Raw genomic sequence first — 19,218 nt, forward strand, 5'->3', positions numbered from 1 at the left:
CCTATCGGCGACCCGTCACCTCGCGATACAACCCGTCGTACGCCGTCCCCAACGCATCCGCGGAGAAAAGCCGCTCGTAACGCCGACGCGCTTCGTCGCCCATGCGCGCAGCGAGCGCGGCGTCGTCCAGTAGCGCGTCGATCGCCGCCGCAAAACGCGGCGGGTCTTCCGGCGGCACCACGTAACCCGTCACGCCATCTTCGTTGACGTACGACGTGCCCGATCCCACCTCGCAGCAGATCATCGGTTTGCTGAACATCGACGCTTCGACCAGCACCATTCCGAACGCCTCCGAGCGCAGATGCGAGGCCAGCACCATCGCCCGGCAACCATCGAGCAGCGCGACTTTCTCGTCGTGCGAAACCTGCCCCGCAAACACCACGTTCGACGCACCCAGCCGCTTAGCTTGCGCCTGAAGCGCATCCCGTTCCGGTCCCGAACCCGCGATCACGATTTTCGCGCCCGTGAGGCTCGCGGCTTCGATCAGCGTGTGCAAACCCTTGTAGTAGCGCAACACGCCGAGCGCCAGAAAATACGGTTCGCCGCTCAAGCCCAGGCGCTCGACGATCGAAGTCGACGAACGCGCGGCCGTCGCTTCGTCGCGATAGTCGAGGATGCCGAGCGGGATCGTCTTCAGACGCGCGGGATCGACGATGCGCGTCAGTTGCGGGCTGGTTTGCGCATACGCAGGCGAAGTCGCGACCACCGCCGTCATCGAGCGCAGCATAAAGCGCATCAGCGGCGCGTACACGGCGCCGAGCGCCTGCTGCCGCACGATATCCGAGTGATACGTCATCACGGCCGGTTTGCCGGTCATGCCGAGCAGTTGCAACACATCGGCGAACGGCCACGGAAAGTGGAAATGCAGCACGTCGGCCCAACGGGCCAGCGCACGAAACTGCAGCAGCGCGTCGAGTCCGCCCAGATCGCACGACGCGGGCGCGGCCCACGAACGCGAGCGCGTCACCCGCGCTTCCGGAAACGCCACGTCTCTGGGCTCCGGCGTCGGCGACAGCGTGAACACGCGCGACTCGACACCGCGCGCCTGAGTCGCGAGACAGATCTGCCGGATGGCTTCCTGAAGTCCGCCCGGCGGATCGGGGAAATACGTGCGATAGATGTGCAGAACCTTCACGCGTGGACCTCACGCCGACGTCGCAACGCGTTGCCCGCGACACGCACACGCACACGCATACGCGCGGCCGGATGGCTCGACACGCGTGCCGGAAGATTCGGAAACCGCTTCAAGGACACCTCGTTACGCACGTTCGACGTCCGCCTCTTCGACATGAAAAATAATCGCCAGCATTTTTTCCAGGCGGCGCTCCCACGTGTTGTCGCCGACCGCCGCGCGCACTTCGTCGGCGTTCAGACGGCCGCGTTCGAGTTGCACCGACACGCCGTGCAGAAACGCGTCGAGATCGCCACCGACCTTCAATCCCGCGAGCGGCTCGCGCGCGAAATCGAGCGGCGTCGAGACGACCGGCAAACCCGCGGCCAGATACTCGTAAAACTTCATCGGGAACATCGAGCGCGTGTAGTCGTTCAGCAAGGTCGGCAGCAACCCGACGTTCATTCCGCGCAGATAGTCCGGAAGCTGCTCGTAGCTGCGATAGCCGAGAAAATGCACATTCGGCAATTGCGACAGAAGCGGCACGAACGCGCTGCGCTGCCCTTCCCGTTCTTCGCCGATAAAAATCCAGTGCCAGTCGGGACGCGCTTTCGCTGCATCGAGGATCAACTGGAAATCGACCTTGAAGTCGGACAGGACGCCGTGATAGATGATGCGCGGTTCCGGAATCGCGGCCAGATCGGCGGGAACGACGCCGGGTTGCATCGCGCGTCCGAAATGCGCGGCGTCGGCCACGTTCGCGAAGAAATGCGTGTTGCCGTTGTGCTGCGAACAGCGCGCTTCCAATGCCGCCGCGGTCGTGAACACGGCCTCGCTGCGCGCGAGCAATTCATGCTCGGCACGCTCGAACGCGGCGACATCGACGCCGGGAATCGCCGCCAGATCGTCGACGCAATGGTAGACGAGCGGTCCACGGTCGAGCGCGGCAATGCCTTCGAGCATAAACGGGTGATACGTCCACACCAGCGGCTCGGAAAACCGGTGCGCGCCCGCGAATCGCGAGAGGGTCCAGCGCAGCATCGCCTGATTGAACTTGCGCACGATCGGCAGATGATGCTTCGACGGGAACATCAGCGGCGACAGCACCCACACGCCATGCTCGCGTTGCGGCGGCCCGACCACAAACGAGCGCAAACCGCTCCACAGACGACGCCAGATGCGTTTCCAGTCGCGCGCGCTGCCCAGTTTGGGCGAGCGCAAACCGACGCTTTCGATGTACAGCACGCGCCAGCCGCGCTGCGCCAGAATCCGCGCGGTGTGCTGCTTGTTGGTCCAGTAGGGTTCGCTCCAGTCGGCCGTCGAAAACAGAATGCAATCGCGCGGTTTATGCACCGCATCGTTCGTTTCAGCCACTAAACACCTCGACCGGACGCCCGGACAAACCCGCGACGATGCGCTTCGACGCATCACCGTCGCCATACGGATTCGGCCGGTTGCGCAGCGTGTCGCGCCGCGCCGGATCGTCGAGCCACGACGTCACCGCGCGCTCGATCCCTTCGACCGATTGTCCTGCGAGCGTCGCGAAACCCGCATCGACGCCTTCGCGGCGCTCGGTGTGATTGCGCATCACGACGACCGGCACGCCGAAAGTCGGCGCCTCTTCCTGAATGCCGCCGGAATCGCTGACGACCAGCGCGCTGCGGCTGATCAGATACAGGCTGGTCGGATAATCGACCGGTTCGATCATTGCGAGATTCGGAATGCCGTCGAGTTCGCGCAGCACCGGACCGCGCACCGCCGGATTCAGGTGAACCGGAAACACCCAGCGGTAATCCGCGTAGCGCTGACTGAGATCGCGCAGCACCTTGCAGATGCCGCTCAGCACGTCGCCGAAATTCTCGCGCCGATGGCACGTCACCAGCACATGCGACTGCTGTGCGCCGTTCCAGGCGGGCAGCGGGCTCTGCGTCGGCGTATGCGTCCAGCTATCGCGCACCGCGAGGATCGAATCGACCACGGTGTTGCCGGTCACGACGATCTGCGCGGCCGCGACGCCTTCGCGGATCAGGTTGTCGCGTGCGAGGCTCGTGGGCGCGAAGTGCAGCGTCGCAATCCGGCTCAGCAGGCTGCGGTTCGCTTCTTCGGGAAACGGACTCGTCAGATCGCCGGTGCGCAGACCCGCTTCGACGTGACCGACGCGAATGCCGCGATGAAACGCGGCCAGCGCCGCGCAAAATGCCGTGGTCGTGTCGCCTTGCACGATCACCCAGTCGGGCTGCTCGCTGACCAGCACGTCGTCGAGCGCGCTCAACAACCGCGCCGACAGCGAATTCAGCGTCTGACCGGGGCGCATCGTATCGAGTTCGAGGTCGGGCGTGATGTCGAAAAACGCCAGCGCCTGATCGAGCATTTCACGATGCTGGCCGGTCGAACACACGACCGTCTGCATCTCGGCGCGCAACGCTTTGACGAGCGGCGCCAGCTTGATGACCTCGGGGCGCGTGCCCATGACGACCATGACTTTCATCGTGTTGCTGTCCTCAGTTCCACAGGCATGCGTTCGCCTGCGAGTTCGACGCCGAGCGTCAAGGGTGACGTGACGCCAGTGGGATTCCATGCGCGCACCGCGCCGCCTTCCAGCACGATTTGCGTCAACGAACGCGCACGCAGGAAGTCCATTGCCGTCTCTTCGTCGACGAAGAGCGGATTGGCGACGCGGCTCCGGATGTACGCGATCAACTGTTCGTGCGCCACGGCGCGCGACACTTCATCGGACCAGCCGTACGCGTAGCGACGCGAGAACGGATGATCGAGATAGCCGAACAGCGTGCGGGTTTCCAGCGCGAAGTCGAAAGCCTGCTTGAAGACCGCCAGCGGATCGCCCTGCGCGAGCATGCACTCGCCGTGCAGCATCGATTGCTGGCTGTGTCCGACGAAGCCCGCCGGCAGGTCCGCCAGCGCGCCGCCGCGTGCGAGCACGAATTCCGGATCGTTGCGGATAATGCCGCCGATGCAACCTGCGTAGCCCGCGTCCGCGAGCGCCTGCAATGCGTACGGCGGCGTCTGGTGGAACGGCGAAACCGCATAGCGCGGACGCCGTCCGGTCGCATGTTCGATCAGCGCGGCGGATTCGATGCCTTCGCGAAGCGCGGCTTCGTAGCTGCCGCCCCAGTTGGGCGCGTGCGTGGCCGTGTGCGACAGCACCGCGCCGCCTTCGGCGAGCACTTCGCGGAGAATCGGAAAATGCCCCGGTTCGGACAGATTTTGTGTGTGGACCGCCAGCGAGAACGGAACCCGCATCCGCTGATACGCCTGCAACAGCGAGCGCGCCGATTCGACGTCTTCGTCGCAATCGAGACGCGACGTGATGGCGGCATCGACGCCCCACGGAATTTCGCTCAGCACCGGATGACACGGCAAGTCGCTCGCCCGGTACGCGGACAGGAAGTTCTCGACGGTCCGCCATTCGAACGAGTCGCACGGTCCGACCGCGCGGTTGAACCACAGCACGCCGCTCGGCCCGGCATCCCACAGCGCCGCATACGAGAAAGACCGTTCACCGTCGATCCGCACGGCGGCAAGTTCGGCTTCGGGTGCGACCTGCGCGCCGCCCGCGACGCTCCAGATCGAGCCGTCGGCGCGGATCGCGCCGAAGCCGAGATTGTTCCACTCGTCGGCGAAGTCGAAGCGCTCGAACGCGCGATGCCATTCGCGACCGCCCAGCCGTTGCGCCAGCGGTGTGTACTGGACCGCCGCGCCGCTTTCGCGCCACGCATACGCGGGCGCGGATTCGCTGCGGCTCGCCGCGTGAAGTCCGGCCGGCAGTTCGCCCGCCTGGAGATTCACGAAGCCGGCCAGCGCCTGCGGCATCCGGCCCAACACGATCAGCTTGCGCGGACGCTCGCGCAACCACGCGAGCAGCGGCTCGCCGAGCGAGTCCGGGACGTCGACCGCGACGATCGCGTCGGTGGCGACGTCGAGCGCGCCGCCCGAAATGTGACGCACCTGCGCCGCGCTGACCGAGCGCTGGATCGCGGCCGCGACATAGCGGCCCGCTTCGGCCGAATCGTTGAGAAACAGAACACCGATCATGAAGTCACCACGTGACGGAATTTCGCGCGACGACCCACGCGCACGAGATCGTCATGGCTGACGAACGCGACCTCGAACGCATCCGGCCAGAACGCCTTCAACTTGCCCGCGATCTCGTCGGCGTTGCCCCACGGTTCGAGCACGACGCGCAGCGTAGGCGGCGAGGTCCGCAAGTCGATCTGAAATTCCTGAATGCCGCCGACGCGATGATCCAGGATGTCCTGGATGTGATGCGTCGGATGATCGACGCCGTTGATCGGCACGACGTCGTGAATCCGCCCGACCACGTCGGTCAGGCAAAAGCCGGTGGCGGTTTCCTCGACGCGCGCGAGGTCGCCGGTTGCATAACGGATCAGCGGCATCAGCGTATTGCGGAAACCGGTGAACACCAGTTCGTGCGCGTCGGCGTTATCTGGTGCAATCCGGCTTTCGGGCCAGCCTTCGGAATCGAGGATCTGGAAACCGCCTTCCGCACCGTCCATCTCGTACGCCATCACGCCGAGTTCGGCGAGGCCGTAGCGGTTGATCACGCGGCAGTTCAGCGCCGACGCGATCATCTCGCGCTGATGCTGTTCGAGCAGTTCGCCGCTCGATTCGAAGATTTCGAAGGCCTTGCCGCCGCCATATTTGCGCTGCACGTAGCAGGCGAGCGCGTACATGGTGGACGGATGCGAATGCGCGAGATACGGCTTGCGGCGCTTGAGCGTGCGCCACATTTCTTCGAGACCGGCATCGTCGATGCGGTCGAAGAAGATGTTGCTGCGATTCATCGCGAAGCATTTGAAGTCTTCGCGCGACGGCCAGTTCGGCACCGGATCGCCGGGGAAACGGCAGGCGAAATGCAGTTCCGACCGATGCCGCGACTTGCCGATCCGCTCGCGTGCATAGACCGTCACTGCCGACGAATAATCCGCCGCCGACTGATCGTAATAGATCGTGGTGGCGAGCCCGGTCGAGCCGCCCGTCTTGCACGCGTGCACGCGAATATTGTCGAGCGATCGCGACACCAGACGCGGCGCGTGATCGCGGATGATGTCCTTGGTCAGATACGGCAGATCGTCGAGATAACGCGTGTCGCGCCGTAGTTTGGCCGGTTCGAAATTCAGCGACGCGAACAGGTCGCGGTAATACGGCACGTTCGCGCCGGCAAACTCCACGATCGTGGCGAGGCGATCCTGCGCGATACGCCGGCGCTCCGCGAGCGGCAGCCGGTAGTACTGGCGCAACTCATCCACTTTCGGACGCACGATGCGCGTCTCGCGGCGCTCCGCGATCGGATACGCGACGTAGCCGCCCGCGACTCCCTTGAGCGCCCGAAGCGGCTGTCTCGCAAAGAGGATTTCGCCGTAGCGCAGGAAAGGATGGTCAGCTCGCATGAAAATGGAACACGTCGTGATTGAGTTGTTGGACCCGGCGACGCGGCAGCGGCACGGACGCGCGCCGCCCGCGTCCGGATCGCTCGATGCCGCTCAGGGACCGGCGACCGGCTCGGGCGCGATCACGGCTTCGTCGCTGACGATCTTGCCGTGCTCCATCGACAGCTTGCGGGTGCAGACCCGCGCGATCAGTCCCGGATCGTGCGACGCGACTACGAGAATCGACGATTGACCGACGAGGCTTTCGAGACGCAGCGCGGCCTTCGCGGCAAACGCCGCGTCGCCGACGCTCAGCCATTCGTCCATGATCAGGATGTCGGCTTCGACGGTGGTCGAGATCGCGAAGGCGAGACGCAGCATCATCCCGCTCGAATACGTGCGCACCGGCAGGTTCAGGTAGTCGCCGAGTTCGCTGAAGTCGGCAATTTCCTCGATCTTCGAGCGGATCTTCGCAGGCTTCAGGCCGTCGAGAATGCCGCGCAGGTAGATGTTCTCGAAGCCGGTCGCATCGGGGTCGAGACCCATCGACACGTCGAGCAGCGATGCGATCTTGCCGTGCACGTGCAGTTCGCCGCGAACCGGCGCATATACGCCCGACAGCGTGCGCAACAACGTGGTCTTGCCGGAACCGTTGTGGCCCAGCAGCCCGATACGCTCGCCGTGCTGGAAGTTGAAGCTCAGCGTGTCCAGCGCCTTGACGACCGCGTGCCGGCCCGCGTCCTGACCGATGCGTCCGCCAGTCGTCAGGTTCAGTACCGCCTTCTTCAACGATCGATGCGAGTTGTCATAGATCGGAAATTCGACGGAAATTTTCTGAGCAACGATTGATGAGGAACTCACAATATCAAAGCCAATAAGGAACGCGGTTACGGAAGCGACGCATGAGAAGCTGCGAGAACACGAAGCCGACCACCAGCAGACCGACCGACCATGCCCACGATTCCCACAGGATCGGACGGCCGATCAGCGGCGCGCGGATCGTCTCGATGATGTGATACAGCGGGTTGTATTCGGCGACCCACGCACGCTCTTTCAGAATGTCCGGCGACCACATCACCGGCGTGAAAAAGAACACCACCTGAATCAGGTTGGCGACGATCGGCGGAATGTCGCGAAAACGCGCGCACAGCACGCCGAGCACCACGCCGAGCCAGACGCCGTGCAGCAGCAGCAACGCGAGCCCGAACGGCACCAGCAGGATTTCCCAGCCCGGCCAGCGATTGAACCCGATCAGCATCACCACCACCACCGGCAGGCTGTGCAGCAGGATCACGAAATTGCGCCATGCGATCCGGCAGACGTGGATTGTCAGCGGTAGACGCACCTGCTTGATCAGACCCGCCGAGCCGATAAACGCGATACAGCCCTCGTTCGCAACCGCGCCGAGGTATTGCCACACCACCAGACCGACCGCGAGGTACGGCAGGTAGTTGCGATACTCCTGATGCAGCAGCGTCGCGTACAGCGCGCCCAGCACGACCACCATGATGATCGTGCTCAGCGTGAACCAGAACGGCCCGATCACCGAGCGCCGATAGCGCTGCCGGATGTCGTGCCAGCCGAGCGTGCCCCAGACCCGAACCGACTTCATCCCGATCAGGATGTCGTTGCGCTCGTCGTGGCGCGTCAGGTCTTCGGCGTCGTTTACATAAGTTATATCCATCTCACGCACGTCCATAAATGTCTTCGAACCGGACGATGTCATCTTCGCCCAGATATTCGCCGCTTTGCACCTCGATCATCACCAGTTCGACGACGCCGGGGTTTTCCAGCCGGTGTTTGTGACCTGCCGGAATGTAGGTCGATTCGTTGGTCGATACGAAGAACTCGCGCTCTCCGTTGACCACCTTCGCCATGCCGCTGACCACCACCCAATGTTCGTTACGGTGATGATGCATCTGCAGGCTCAGGCTTTCGCCCGGCTTGACTTCGATCCGCTTGATCTTGAAGCGCGGTCCTTCTTCGAGCACAGAATACGTGCCCCACGGCCGATGCACCGTGCGATGCACCTTGTAGGTTTCGTGACCGCGCGTCTTGAGTTCGGTGAAGATCTGCTTCACATCCTGCGCACGGTCTTTGTCGGCGATCAGCAGCGCGTCGGGCGTGTCGATCACGATCAGGTTGTCGACCCCGACCGCGCCGATCAGGCGGTCGCCGCCGCGCAGATAGCAGTTCTTCACGTCGATCAGCAGCGCTTCGCCTTCGACCCGGTTGCCCTCGCCGTCCGGCGTGGACAGGTCGCTCAGCGCGGTCCACGAGCCGACGTCGGTCCAGCCGATGTCGGCGGGGACAACCGCGGCCTGCCGGGTCTTTTCCATCACCGCGTAGTCGATCGACACGTCGGGCACAGCGCCGAACGTAGCCGGATCGAGACGCACCTGGATGCCTTCCTTGCCCTCGGCCGACGGCGACACGGCGAGGCTCGCCGCAGCGGTGTCGAGAATCTCCGGGCAATGCAGTTTCATCTCGTCGATGATGGTGCGCGCGGTGAAGCAGAACATCCCGGAGTTCCACAGGAACTTGCCCGACGCGAGATATTCGCGCGCTGTGTCGAGTTGCGGCTTCTCGACGAAACGCACGACCTTGTCGCCGTCTGCTTCGATATAACCGTAGCCGGTTTCGGGACGGTCCGGCTGCATCCCGAACGTCACGACCTTGCCTGCGAGCGCGAGCTTTTGCGCGGCTTCGACAGCCGCGCCGAACGCGTTCTGGTCGGCGATCAGGTGATCGGCGGCGAGCACCAGCATCACAGTCTGTTCGCCGTGCACGGCGGCCGTATGCAGTGCCGCCGTCGCGACCGCCGCAGCCGTGTTACGGCCGAACGGTTCGAGGATGAACGACGTCACGCAACCGCTCGCGTTGACCTCGCGGAAATCGTCGTCGGTCTTGAAGAACAGTTCGCGGTTCGTGACCGTCAGGACTTCCTTCACGCCGGTTAGTCCCACCGCGCGCAGAAAAGCCTTTTGCAGCAGGCTTTCGCCGTCGGCGAGACGAATGAATGGCTTCGGATGCAGTTCGCGCGAGACCGGCCAGAGTCTCGAACCCGCTCCGCCACACAGGATGATTGGTAACAAACTCACAGGATCCTCTCGGTGCCGTACGGCGCCATGCCTGCCGCGACTGCGGCGGCCGGGTCTCTCGACCGCTCGATATGCGATCCCCAGCAACTTTCACGCCGTCCCATTACAACCAGGCAACAGCACGACGTTGGAAGCGGGGTCTGTTCCAGGCGTTTAAGAATGGCCGCCAGGCGATGTCGGAAAAGCGTCGGTCAGACACAGTTGCAACGCGTCGCGCCAATGCGGCGCGGCGAGCCCGAAAACCTGCGCAAGCTTCGCGTTCGACATCCGCGAGTTCGACGGGCGCGCGGCCGGCGTCGGATAGCTCGACGCGGGGATCGGCAGCACGCTGGGCCGCGACGACACGCCGGCCAACCCGGCCAGCTCGAAGATCGCCGACGCGAAACCGTGCCACGACGTCGCGTCGCCCGCGCACAGGTGATACACGCCGCTCCGCTCGCTCCACCATGCCGCCGGGTCGCTCGCGCTCAGCGCCTGCGCCGCGACATGCGCGGTCAACGTGGCGATCGTGTTGCTCCAGGTCGGCGCGCCGAACTGATCGGCGACCACCTTCAGCTCCGGACGGTCGGCGCCGAGACGCAGCATGGTCAGCAGGAAGTTCTTGCCGCGCGTGCCGTACACCCAGCTCGTGCGAAAGATCAGGTGGTTCACGCCGGTCGCGGCGATTGCCTGCTCGCCGGCCAGCTTGCTGCGGCCATAAACGTTTTGCGGACAGGTCGGGTCGTCTTCGACATACGCGCCGTCTTTGGTGCCGTCGAACACGTAATCCGTCGAATAGTGAATCAGCGCAGCGCCCAGCTTCTTCGCCTCCTCGGCCAGCACGCCCGGTGCTTCGCCGTTGATGCGCATCGCCAGTTCGACTTCCTGTTCGGCTTTATCCACCGCCGTGTAAGCCGCCGGATTGACGATCAGCGTAGGCCGCACGTCGCGCACCACCGCGCGCACCTGATCGGGATTCGACAGGTCGAGCGTGGCGCGATCGACGGCGACGACGCGCCCGAGGCCTTGCAGCGTGCGCGCCAGCTCATAGCCGACCTGGCCGCTTACGCCGGTGACGAGGATGGTGTGCCCAGCATCGTGTGCAGTCATGCCAAAGCCTCTCAGGCGAACACGTCGGCGTCGGCGAGGCGCTTGCCCGCCGCGTCTTTCGCAGCGAGCAGCGGCTCGAAGTCGATCGGCCATTCGATACCGATGGCCGGGTCGTTCCAGACGATGCTGCGCTCGTGCTCCGGATACCAGTAATCCGTCGTCTTGTAGAGGAACTGCGCGGATTCCGACAGCACGACGAAGCCGTGCGCGAAACCCGGCGGCACCCACATCTGCCGATGGTTTTCCACCGACAGCGTCGCGCCGACCCACTTGCCGAAATTCGGCGAGCTGCGGCGGATGTCCACGGCGACGTCGAACACTTCGCCTTCTACCACGCGCACCAGCTTGCCCTGCGCGTGCTCGACCTGATAGTGCAGCCCGCGCAGCACGCCTTTCGCCGAACGCGAATGGTTGTCCTGCACGAACTCGACGCCCGGCTCGACCAGCTCGGCGAACTCACGGCCATTGAAGCTTTCGAAGAAGAAGCCGCGTGCGTCGCCGAATACCTTGGGCTCGATAATCTTGACTTCGGGCAGCGCGGTTGCGGTTACCTGGATGGCCATGCCACTTGGTCCTTCAGTAGATTCTGCAGATATTGCCCATAGGCGTTTTTCGCGAGCGGCCGGGCCAGCGCCAGCAACTGCTCGCCGTCGATCCACTGCTGGCGGTACGCGATCTCTTCCGGACACGCGACCACCAGACCTTGCCGCTTTTGCAGCGTGGCGATGAACGTGGCCGCTTCGATCAGCGAGTCGTGCGTGCCGGTATCGAGCCACGCATAACCGCGACCCATGATCTCGACGTTCAGCGCGCCACTCGACAGATAACGCGAATTGACGTCGGTGATTTCGAGCTCGCCGCGCGGCGACGGCTTGATATCAGCCGCGACATCGCAGACCGTGTTGTCGTAGAAATACAGGCCGGTGACCGCGTAGTTCGAGCGCGGCTGCGCCGGCTTTTCCTCGATCGACAACGCGCGGAAATCACGGTCGAATTCGACCACGCCGTAACGCTCCGGATCGTGCACGTGATACGCGAAGACGGTTGCGCCGTCCTGCTTGTCGTTGGCCCGTTCGAGCTGCTTCGCGAGATCGTGGCCGTAGAAGATGTTGTCGCCGAGAATCAGCGCGGACGGATCGTTGCCGACGAACTCACGTCCGATGATGAACGCCTGCGCGAGCCCGTCCGGCGACGGTTGCACCGCGTACTGGATGTTCATGCCCCACTGGCTGCCGTCGCCGAGCATCGCCTCGAAACGCGGCGTGTCCTGCGGTGTGGAGATGATCAGCACATCGCGAATGCCCGCCACCATCAGCGTGGACAGCGGGTAGTAGATCATCGGCTTGTCGTACACGGGCAGCAGCTGCTTCGAGACGACGTGCGTGATCGGATACAGGCGCGTGCCCGATCCGCCAGCGAGAATAATGCCTTTGCGCGCCATGACGTTGCCCTTACGCGCGTTGCGCGTAGTTGGTCTCGACCCACTTGCGATACTCGCCCGAAGCGACTTCATCGGCCCACTTCTGGTTGTCGAGATACCACTGGACCGTCTTGCGCAAACCGGTTTCGAACGTTTCCGCCGGCTTCCAGCCGAGTTCGCGTTCGAGCTTGCGCGCGTCGATCGCATAGCGACGGTCGTGGCCCGGGCGATCCGTCACGTAGGTGATCTGGTCGCGATACGAACCGGCCGCTTTCGGACGCAGTTCGTCGAGCAGGTCGCACAGCGTATGCACGACGTCGAGGTTCTTCTTTTCGTTCCAGCCGCCGACGTTGTACGTCTCGCCGAGCGCGCCGCGCCCGAGCACTTCGCGGATCGCCGCGCAATGGTCGCCGACATACAGCCAGTCGCGCACGTTCTGACCGTCGCCGTACACCGGCAGCGGCTTGCCGCCGAGCGCGTTGGCGATGATCAGCGGAATCAGCTTTTCGGGGAACTGGTACGGACCGTAGTTGTTCGAGCAGTTCGTGGTCAGCACCGGCAAGCCGTACGTGTGGTGATATGCGCGCACGAGGTGGTCGGAACCGGCCTTGGTGGCCGAGTACGGGCTGTTCGGCGCGTACGGCGTGGTCTCGGAGAACTGCGGGTCGGTGGCGGACAGCGAGCCGAAGACTTCGTCGGTGGACACGTGCAGGAAACGGAACGCGGCCTTGTCGGCGTCGCTCAACGTGTTCCAGTAAGTGCGCGTCGCTTCGAGCAGCGTGAAGGTGCCCACGACGTTGGTCTGGACGAAATCGGCAGGACCGTGGATCGAGCGATCGACGTGACTTTCAGCGGCGAAATGCAGAATGGCGCGCGGCTTGTGCTCGGCCAGCAGCGCGTCGAGCGCGGCGCGATCGCAGATGTCAGCGCGGGCAAACACGTGACGCGCGTCGCCTTGCAGCGATTCGAGCGTGCGCAGGTTGCCGGCGTAGGTCAGCTTGTCGAGATTCAGAACCGGCTCGTCCGACGTGGCCAACCAGTCGAGCACGAAGTTAGCACCGATAAAGCCGGCGCCGCCCGTTACCAGGATCATGGAGTTCCTTTCAAGATGTTCGTGGTTCTTGCGATCGGCCTACAACCGTGGGGTCTGATATGACGATCGCGATTGTTGTTGTCGCTCTGTGCGCGATGCTCGTGACAAAGACGCACGCCAGCATTCTATTTGTAGACAGCGATTATAAGGCCGGTGAGCACTGAAACCAGAACCCTAACAACTTGAAACAGCTTTTAAGCGACAGATACCCACAAACGCCCACGGCGCGGGCGTTCGCTCATTACGGAAGGGGGTCGGAGCGGTAAGGCGACGAAATTAGAAGAAGTAAGAATTTCCGTACTTTTTCTGAAAAGCGGACGCATTTACAACAGTGAGTCCGCCGTTATCCGTCTTAAGAATTTCTTAAGAATTCGCCGATTGAAGCATCCAGCGAAGTGTGTCTGGAAATGGCACTGGTTCGATTTGCGGAACCAGTTTGCGCAGTTTCACCGGTGAACCGGCGAGCACTGCGACGTCGGTTGCGCGGACGAATTCCGGCGCGACTTTCACCTCCAGCCGATGCCCGGTGTACTCGGTCGCCATATCGACGATCTGCTTCAGCGTGAACGGTTTACCGGTGCACACGTTGACGGTTTCGCCCGCCACGTCGCAACCCAGCAGCGCTTCGTAGACGCGCGCGACATATCGCACGTCCGAGAAGTCTCGCGCAATATCGAGATTGCCCAGCGAAATGCTCTTTTCGCGCCGCGCGAAGTGATAGACGATCTTCGGCACGAGGAAGTTGGCCGCCTGGCCGCGTCCGGTGTAGTTGAACGGCCGCACGATCAGAATGGGCAGCTTGTCCATCCATGTGCGAACCATCGATTCCATCGCCGCCTTGCTGGCCGCATAGTGATTGACGGGCGCGAGCGGGAAATTCTCGTCGATCGCGTCGCTGGCGACGTTGCCGTACACGTTCGCGCTGCTCACCATCAGGATCTTGCGCGGCACATGGCCTACATCGACACACGCCTGCAACAGATTCAGCGCGCCGAGCACGTTGACGCGATAGAAGTCGAGCGCATCGCCGTGTCCGACGAAGCTGATCGCGGCCAGATGCACGAGATAGTCCGGCCGCGTTTCATCGATCACGCGGCGGCAGTCTTCGAGCGACGTGATGTCGAGCTTGCGGCGCGTCGGGGTTTCGTCCGCGCTGTTGCCGGTGACGGTTTCCGTCACGCGCTGGCCGCTCGCGCGCAATTGCGACATCAGCCACTGGCCGGTAAAGCCGTTCGCGCCGGTGACGAGCGTGTGGGCGGTGCCTGCTGCGCTGTTCGCCGTCTCGCTGGCGGCCAGCCGTTCCGTTTTTGCGTTTGCGGACATCGTTTTTTCACTCCCTGTGGGTATCAAGGATCAAGCGGTTCCAGACGTCGCGGCGCGCCCGTACCGATCCGGCACGAGTCGTGCGGCCCTCCCTGCGAAGCGTGGCCATCTTGTCGTCGCGTCAAACGGGCTATTATGTCACGCTCGTCTGCTGCACCGCCGCACAGGCCGCAGCGCCCCGCTGCTCCGGCATCCAGGGCATCGGCGGGGGTTTCGTTTTGCGGCGGTTTCGCTGCTATCGTATGATTTTTCGAGGCCGTTTTGCGTGCGCTTTCGCATTGCGGAAGCCGCGTTTTACGGTCTGTTCGCAGCCGTTTTTTGCACCGTTATTGCATCGTTTTTGCAATGAACACGCGCCGTGTGGCGCCACTCCGCCCCGATGACATCCAACGCCCAACCGACTTCCATCCCGCTCGCCTTCGGTGACCTTCAAGGCTGCCGCACGCCGTTCCAGCAACTGCTGAAAAAAGCCGCGCCGTCGGCCGATACGCCGCTGTGGTTCGCCGGCGATCTGATCAACCGTGGCGCGGAGTCGCTTGAAACGCTGCGCGACATCATTGCGCTCGGCGAGCGCGCGGTGCCGGTGCTGGGCAATCACGACCTGCATCTGCTGTCGGTGTCGGCCGGCATCCGCAAGTCGAAGAAAGGCGACACGATCGACGAGATCCTCGCCGCGCCCGACGCCGCCGATCTGCTCGACTGGGTGCGCCATCGGCCGCTCGCGCATTTCGAGCACGGCATGCTGATGGTTCATGCGGGCGTGTTGCCGCAATGGGACGCCGCGTTGACGATGGAACTGGCCGACGAATTGCAGCGCGCGCTGCGGGCACCGGACTGGAAGGAAACGCTGGCGGGTCTGTACGGCAACGAGCCGAACCGGTGGTCGCCGTCGGTGAAGGGAATCGACCGGTTACGGCTGACGTGCAGCGCGCTGACGCGCATCCGCTTCTGCGACGCCGACGGCACGATGGATTTCTCGTCGAGCGGCGGACTCGATGCCGCGCCGCGCGGCGCGATGCCGTGGTTCGATGTGCCAGCCCGGCGCACCGCCGACGTGACGGTCGTGTTCGGTCACTGGGCCGCGCTCGGCATTACCTTGCGCGACAACCTGATCGGGCTGGATTCGGGATGCGTGTGGGGCGAGAAACTGTCGGCGGTGCGGCTGACGGCGAACCCGGCGGAACGCACGCTGACGCAGGTGCAATGCACGTCGTGCCGCAGCACGGGTGGCGGGAATTGACGCGTTCCCCGCATACGGCTGATAACCGGTTTTAAGCCGCTGACCGGCAACGACTCACTGTGGCGCGACGTCGCCGTGACCGGCAACCGGATCGTCGTCGAGTGCATGGCTGGGTGACGGCGACGCCACCCGCGCGCGCTGCATGTTCCGCAGCGCCGTATCGATCGCCTCTTGCGACTGCGCGGCCAGCGAGCGGCGATCGTCGCCCGGTGCAATCGGCTCGCCGACATACACGTGCGCGGTCAGCGGGCCGCCGCGCAACACCAGCTCCAGCGATTGCCCCAACGACAGATCGTCGATATACGCGGGTGCGGTCGATTGACGGCCGCGCGCATCCTCATACATCAGACACAACGGTTGCACCGGACGCGCCGCCGACACCGCCGCCTGATACATGTTCGCGTGGAACGGCAACAGCGTCAGCCCGTTCGACGTCGTGCCTTCCGGAAACACGCACATCAGCTCGCCGGCGCTCAGCCGTTGCGCGAGTTCGTGCATGATCCGCTTCGCATCGCTGCGCTTCTCGCGCTGGATAAACACGGTGCCCAGTTGCTGCGCGAGCCAGCCGACCACCGGCCAGCGCCGGATTTCCGCTTTCGACACGAACGGCGTCGGCCGCCATGCATTGATCACGTAGATATCGATCCACGACACGTGATTCGACACCACCAGCGCGCCCGCATCGAGCCGCGCGCTGTCGTTGTGAACCACCAGCCGCATGCCGCACAACCGCAGCATCTTCAGAGACCACGCGCGATTCAGCGTGAGCCGCTGTTCGGCCGTGGCGTTCGGGAAACGTGTCGCGACCGTCCACATGCCGTGCAGCAGATGGGCGACCAGCCGAAACTTGCGAAACGCGAGAGTCATCGTCGGGGTTCCGTTCTAGCGTGTGATGCTCAGGCCTGTTCGAAGGCGACGTTGCCGCCGACGATCGTCGTGCGCACGCGCGCCGGCAATTCGTAGCCGAGGAACGGCGTGTTGTGCCCCTGGCTTTTCAGCGCGCGCGGTTCGACGCGCCAATGCGCGTGACGGTCGAACACGCAGAGATCCGCCGCCGCGCCCACGCCGACACCGCCCGCGGGCAGCTTCAGCACGCTGGCCGGCGCCGCCGTGATGCGCGTCAGCGCCTTCGCGAGCGGCACGTTCGCTTCATCGGCCCACTTTACCGTCAACGACAGGAACAGTTCGAGCCCGGTCGAGCCCGGCGTCGCTTCGTCGAACGGCAACAGTTTCTCGTCGTCGTCGACCGGCGTGTGATCCGAACAGATCGCGTCGATGGTGCCGTCCACCAGACCGGCGCGGATCGCTTCGCGATCGCGCTGACCGCGCAACGGCGGATCGAGCCGGTATTGCGAATCGAAATAGCCGATGTCGAGATCGATCAGATGCACGTGGTTCGCCGTGACGTCGCACGTGACCGGCAGGCCTTCGGCCTTCGCCTCGCGCATCAGCGCGACGCCCGCAGCCGACGATAGATGCGAGATATGCACCCGCGCGCCCGTCACGCGGACCAGTTCGAAGATCGTATGCAGCGCGATCGTCTCGGCCGACACCGGCACACCCGACAAACCGAGCCGCGAAGCCAGCGCACCGCTCGCCGCGACGCCGCCCTTCGCGAGATACGCGTCGAGCGGACGCAGCCACGTGGTGTAGCCGTACGTGTTCGCGTATTGCAGCGCGCGCAGCATTACCTTGGTATCGACGATCGGCGTATCCGCCTGCGAAAACCCGATACACCCGGATTCCGTCAGCCCGACCATTTCGGTGATGATTTCGCCTTTCAGCCCGACCGTCAGCGCGCCGAGCGGATAGACGTTCGCCTGATTCAGGCTGCGCGCGCGAAAGCGCAGCATTTCGACCAGACCCGGTTCGTCGAGAATCGGATCGGTGTCGGGCGGACAGACAAGGCTGGTCACGCCGCCTGCGAGCGCCGCGGCCATTTCCGATTTCAGCGTCGCCTTGTGTTCGAAACCCGGCTCGCGCAAACGCGCCGACAGATCGACGAAACCCGGCGCGATATGCAGGCCGGTCGCGTCGATCGTGCGGTCCGCGGTGAAGTCGGTGGACGCGACGATCTTGCCGTCCGCGATGAAAACGTCCTGCTGCTGTTCGGTGCCGGCTGCCGGATCGAGCAGCGTGCCGTGCTGGATGTGAATCTTCATGTGCTGTGTTCTGTTCTGTGTGAGTCGCGCGTGACGACGGAAGACGGTTCGATCGGGCGGATCAGTCGTGATTGCCCGCGACGATTCCCATCACCGCCATCCGCACCGCGATGCCGAAAGTCACCTGATTCAGGATCACCGATTGCGGACCGTCGGCCACTTGCGAATCGATTTCGACGCCGCGATTCATCGGGCCCGGATGCATCACGATCGCATCGGGTTTCGCGAGCGCGAGGCGCTCGGGCGTCAGGCCCCAGCTCTTGAAATACTCCTGCGCCGACGGCAGCAACGCGCCGCTCATCCGTTCGTTTTGCAGACGCAACATGATGATCACGTCGACGTCTTTCAGACCTTCGTCGAGATTGTGGAACACCCGCACGCCCATCTGTTCGAGACCGCCCGGCAACAGCGTGCGCGGACCGATGGCGCGCACTTCCGGCACGCCGAGCGTGGTCAGCGCGTGAATGTCCGAGCGCGCGACGCGCGAATGCAGGATGTCGCCGACGATCGCCACGCGCAGATTGGTGAAATCTTTCTTGTAGTGGCGGATCGTGTACATGTCGAGCAGACCCTGGGTCGGGTGTGCGTGACGGCCGTCGCCCGCGTTGATCACGCTGACGTGCGGCGCGCAATGCTCGGCGATCAGGTACGGCGCGCCGCTCGATGCGTGACGCACGACGAACATATCGGCGTGCATCGCGGACAGGTTGTTGATCGTGTCGAGCAGCGACTCGCCCTTGCTGGTCGACGATGCGTTGATGTTCAGGTTCAGCACGTCGGCCGACAGACGCTTCGCGGCGATTTCGAACGTGGTGCGGGTCCGCGTCGAGTTCTCGAAGAACAGATTGAACACCGACTTGCCGCGCAGCAGCGGCACCTTCTTCACTTCGCGATCGGTCACGCTGACGAACTGCTCGGCGGTATCGAGAATGTGCGTCAGGATGCGTTTGGGCAAGCCTTCGATGGTCAGCAGATGCTTGAGCTCACCGTTCTTCGTCAGTTGCGGATTGCCCTTCAGGAAGCCATAACGGAAACGCGCGCTCGATGCGTCGGTCTCGGAGGAGCCCTGGGATGCCGGGGCCGGAGTGGAGGTGTTCATGATGTACCTGTCAAACGTGTGCGGTATTCGGGGCGCATTTGCGTGCGCGCCCTTCCGGCCTTGCCGCGTGGGGGCGAACCCGGCCGCGGCGAAATGCTGTGGATGATGCCTGGTTTTCTGTTTGCGCGCACGAGTACGCGCGGCGCGCGGCGTGGCTGGATGTGCACGACAG

Annotated in this window: 17 protein-coding genes; 1 reads left to right on the top strand and 16 read right to left on the bottom strand. The window is 63.9% G+C overall.

The window, feature by feature from the left end:
• Nucleotide 1 precedes the first annotated feature (1 nt).
• From PW947_RS21410 to PW947_RS21470, 13 genes are all read right to left on the bottom strand, one after another.
• Nucleotides 2–1,135, bottom strand: a complete 1,134-nt coding sequence (locus tag PW947_RS21410; protein WP_299634398.1) for a glycosyltransferase — start codon at nt 1,133–1,135, stop codon at nt 2–4.
• Between the two features lie 123 nt (nt 1,136–1,258).
• Complete coding sequence (locus PW947_RS21415) at nt 1,259–2,485, bottom strand: glycosyltransferase (protein ID WP_299634399.1); 1,227 nt, start codon at nt 2,483–2,485, stop codon at nt 1,259–1,261.
• Entirely contained in the window at nt 2,478–3,599 is a 1,122-nt protein-coding gene (gene wecB / locus PW947_RS21420; protein ID WP_299634400.1) for a UDP-N-acetylglucosamine 2-epimerase (non-hydrolyzing), read from the bottom strand. The genes PW947_RS21415 and wecB overlap by 8 nt, the downstream gene beginning before the upstream one ends.
• Nucleotides 3,596–5,164 (bottom strand): polysaccharide deacetylase family protein, encoded by a 1,569-nt coding sequence (locus PW947_RS21425; protein ID WP_299634401.1) that lies wholly within the window; start codon nt 5,162–5,164, stop codon nt 3,596–3,598. Before PW947_RS21425 ends, wecB begins: the two co-directional genes overlap by 4 nt.
• The gene (locus PW947_RS21430; protein ID WP_299634402.1) at nt 5,161–6,540 is read right to left on the bottom strand and encodes a phenylacetate--CoA ligase family protein; all 1,380 of its coding nucleotides are present in this window, start codon (nt 6,538–6,540) and stop codon (nt 5,161–5,163) included. Before PW947_RS21430 ends, PW947_RS21425 begins: the two co-directional genes overlap by 4 nt.
• A gap of 93 nt (nt 6,541–6,633) precedes the next feature.
• Nucleotides 6,634–7,380 (bottom strand): ABC transporter ATP-binding protein, encoded by a 747-nt coding sequence (locus PW947_RS21435; protein WP_299634403.1) that lies wholly within the window; start codon nt 7,378–7,380, stop codon nt 6,634–6,636.
• Between the two features lie 4 nt (nt 7,381–7,384).
• The gene (locus tag PW947_RS21440; protein ID WP_299634404.1) at nt 7,385–8,203 is read right to left on the bottom strand and encodes an ABC transporter permease; all 819 of its coding nucleotides are present in this window, start codon (nt 8,201–8,203) and stop codon (nt 7,385–7,387) included.
• 1 nt (nt 8,204) lies between these two features.
• Nucleotides 8,205–9,620 carry a mannose-1-phosphate guanylyltransferase/mannose-6-phosphate isomerase gene (locus tag PW947_RS21445; protein WP_299634405.1) on the bottom strand — a complete coding sequence of 472 codons (1,416 nt, stop codon included), beginning with the start codon at nt 9,618–9,620 and terminating at the stop codon, nt 8,205–8,207.
• 153 nt (nt 9,621–9,773) lie between these two features.
• Nucleotides 9,774–10,709 carry a dTDP-4-dehydrorhamnose reductase gene (rfbD, locus tag PW947_RS21450; protein WP_299634407.1) on the bottom strand — a complete coding sequence of 312 codons (936 nt, stop codon included), beginning with the start codon at nt 10,707–10,709 and terminating at the stop codon, nt 9,774–9,776.
• 11 nt (nt 10,710–10,720) lie between these two features.
• Nucleotides 10,721–11,272 carry a dTDP-4-dehydrorhamnose 3,5-epimerase gene (rfbC, locus tag PW947_RS21455; RefSeq protein ID WP_299634408.1) on the bottom strand — a complete coding sequence of 184 codons (552 nt, stop codon included), beginning with the start codon at nt 11,270–11,272 and terminating at the stop codon, nt 10,721–10,723.
• Nucleotides 11,257–12,150: a glucose-1-phosphate thymidylyltransferase RfbA gene (gene rfbA, locus PW947_RS21460; protein WP_299634409.1), complete on the bottom strand. Its 894-nt coding sequence runs from the start codon at nt 12,148–12,150 to the stop codon at nt 11,257–11,259. The genes rfbC and rfbA overlap by 16 nt, the downstream gene beginning before the upstream one ends.
• A gap of 10 nt (nt 12,151–12,160) precedes the next feature.
• Nucleotides 12,161–13,222 carry a dTDP-glucose 4,6-dehydratase gene (rfbB, locus tag PW947_RS21465; protein ID WP_299634410.1) on the bottom strand — a complete coding sequence of 354 codons (1,062 nt, stop codon included), beginning with the start codon at nt 13,220–13,222 and terminating at the stop codon, nt 12,161–12,163.
• Between the two features lie 363 nt (nt 13,223–13,585).
• Nucleotides 13,586–14,545: a GDP-mannose 4,6-dehydratase gene (locus PW947_RS21470; RefSeq protein ID WP_299634411.1), complete on the bottom strand. Its 960-nt coding sequence runs from the start codon at nt 14,543–14,545 to the stop codon at nt 13,586–13,588.
• Between the two features lie 379 nt (nt 14,546–14,924).
• Here PW947_RS21470 and PW947_RS21475 point away from each other — a divergent pair, with 379 nt between their 5' ends.
• The gene (locus PW947_RS21475) at nt 14,925–15,785 is read left to right on the top strand and encodes a symmetrical bis(5'-nucleosyl)-tetraphosphatase (protein ID WP_299634412.1); all 861 of its coding nucleotides are present in this window, start codon (nt 14,925–14,927) and stop codon (nt 15,783–15,785) included.
• A 54-nt stretch (nt 15,786–15,839) separates the two neighbouring features.
• Here the strand turns inward: PW947_RS21475 and PW947_RS21480 are convergent, their stop codons facing one another.
• The 3 genes from PW947_RS21480 to PW947_RS21490 form a co-directional block, all read right to left on the bottom strand.
• Nucleotides 15,840–16,652 (bottom strand): lysophospholipid acyltransferase family protein, encoded by an 813-nt coding sequence (locus tag PW947_RS21480; protein ID WP_299634413.1) that lies wholly within the window; start codon nt 16,650–16,652, stop codon nt 15,840–15,842.
• A 29-nt stretch (nt 16,653–16,681) separates the two neighbouring features.
• Complete coding sequence (locus PW947_RS21485) at nt 16,682–17,947, bottom strand: dihydroorotase (RefSeq protein WP_299634414.1); 1,266 nt, start codon at nt 17,945–17,947, stop codon at nt 16,682–16,684.
• Between the two features lie 61 nt (nt 17,948–18,008).
• The gene (locus tag PW947_RS21490) at nt 18,009–19,046 is read right to left on the bottom strand and encodes an aspartate carbamoyltransferase catalytic subunit (protein ID WP_299634415.1); all 1,038 of its coding nucleotides are present in this window, start codon (nt 19,044–19,046) and stop codon (nt 18,009–18,011) included.
• Nucleotides 19,047–19,218: the final 172 nt, after the last annotated feature.

It is taken from the genome of Paraburkholderia sp. (assembly GCF_028283785.1).
In the GTDB taxonomy this organism is placed as follows: domain Bacteria; phylum Pseudomonadota; class Gammaproteobacteria; order Burkholderiales; family Burkholderiaceae; genus Paraburkholderia.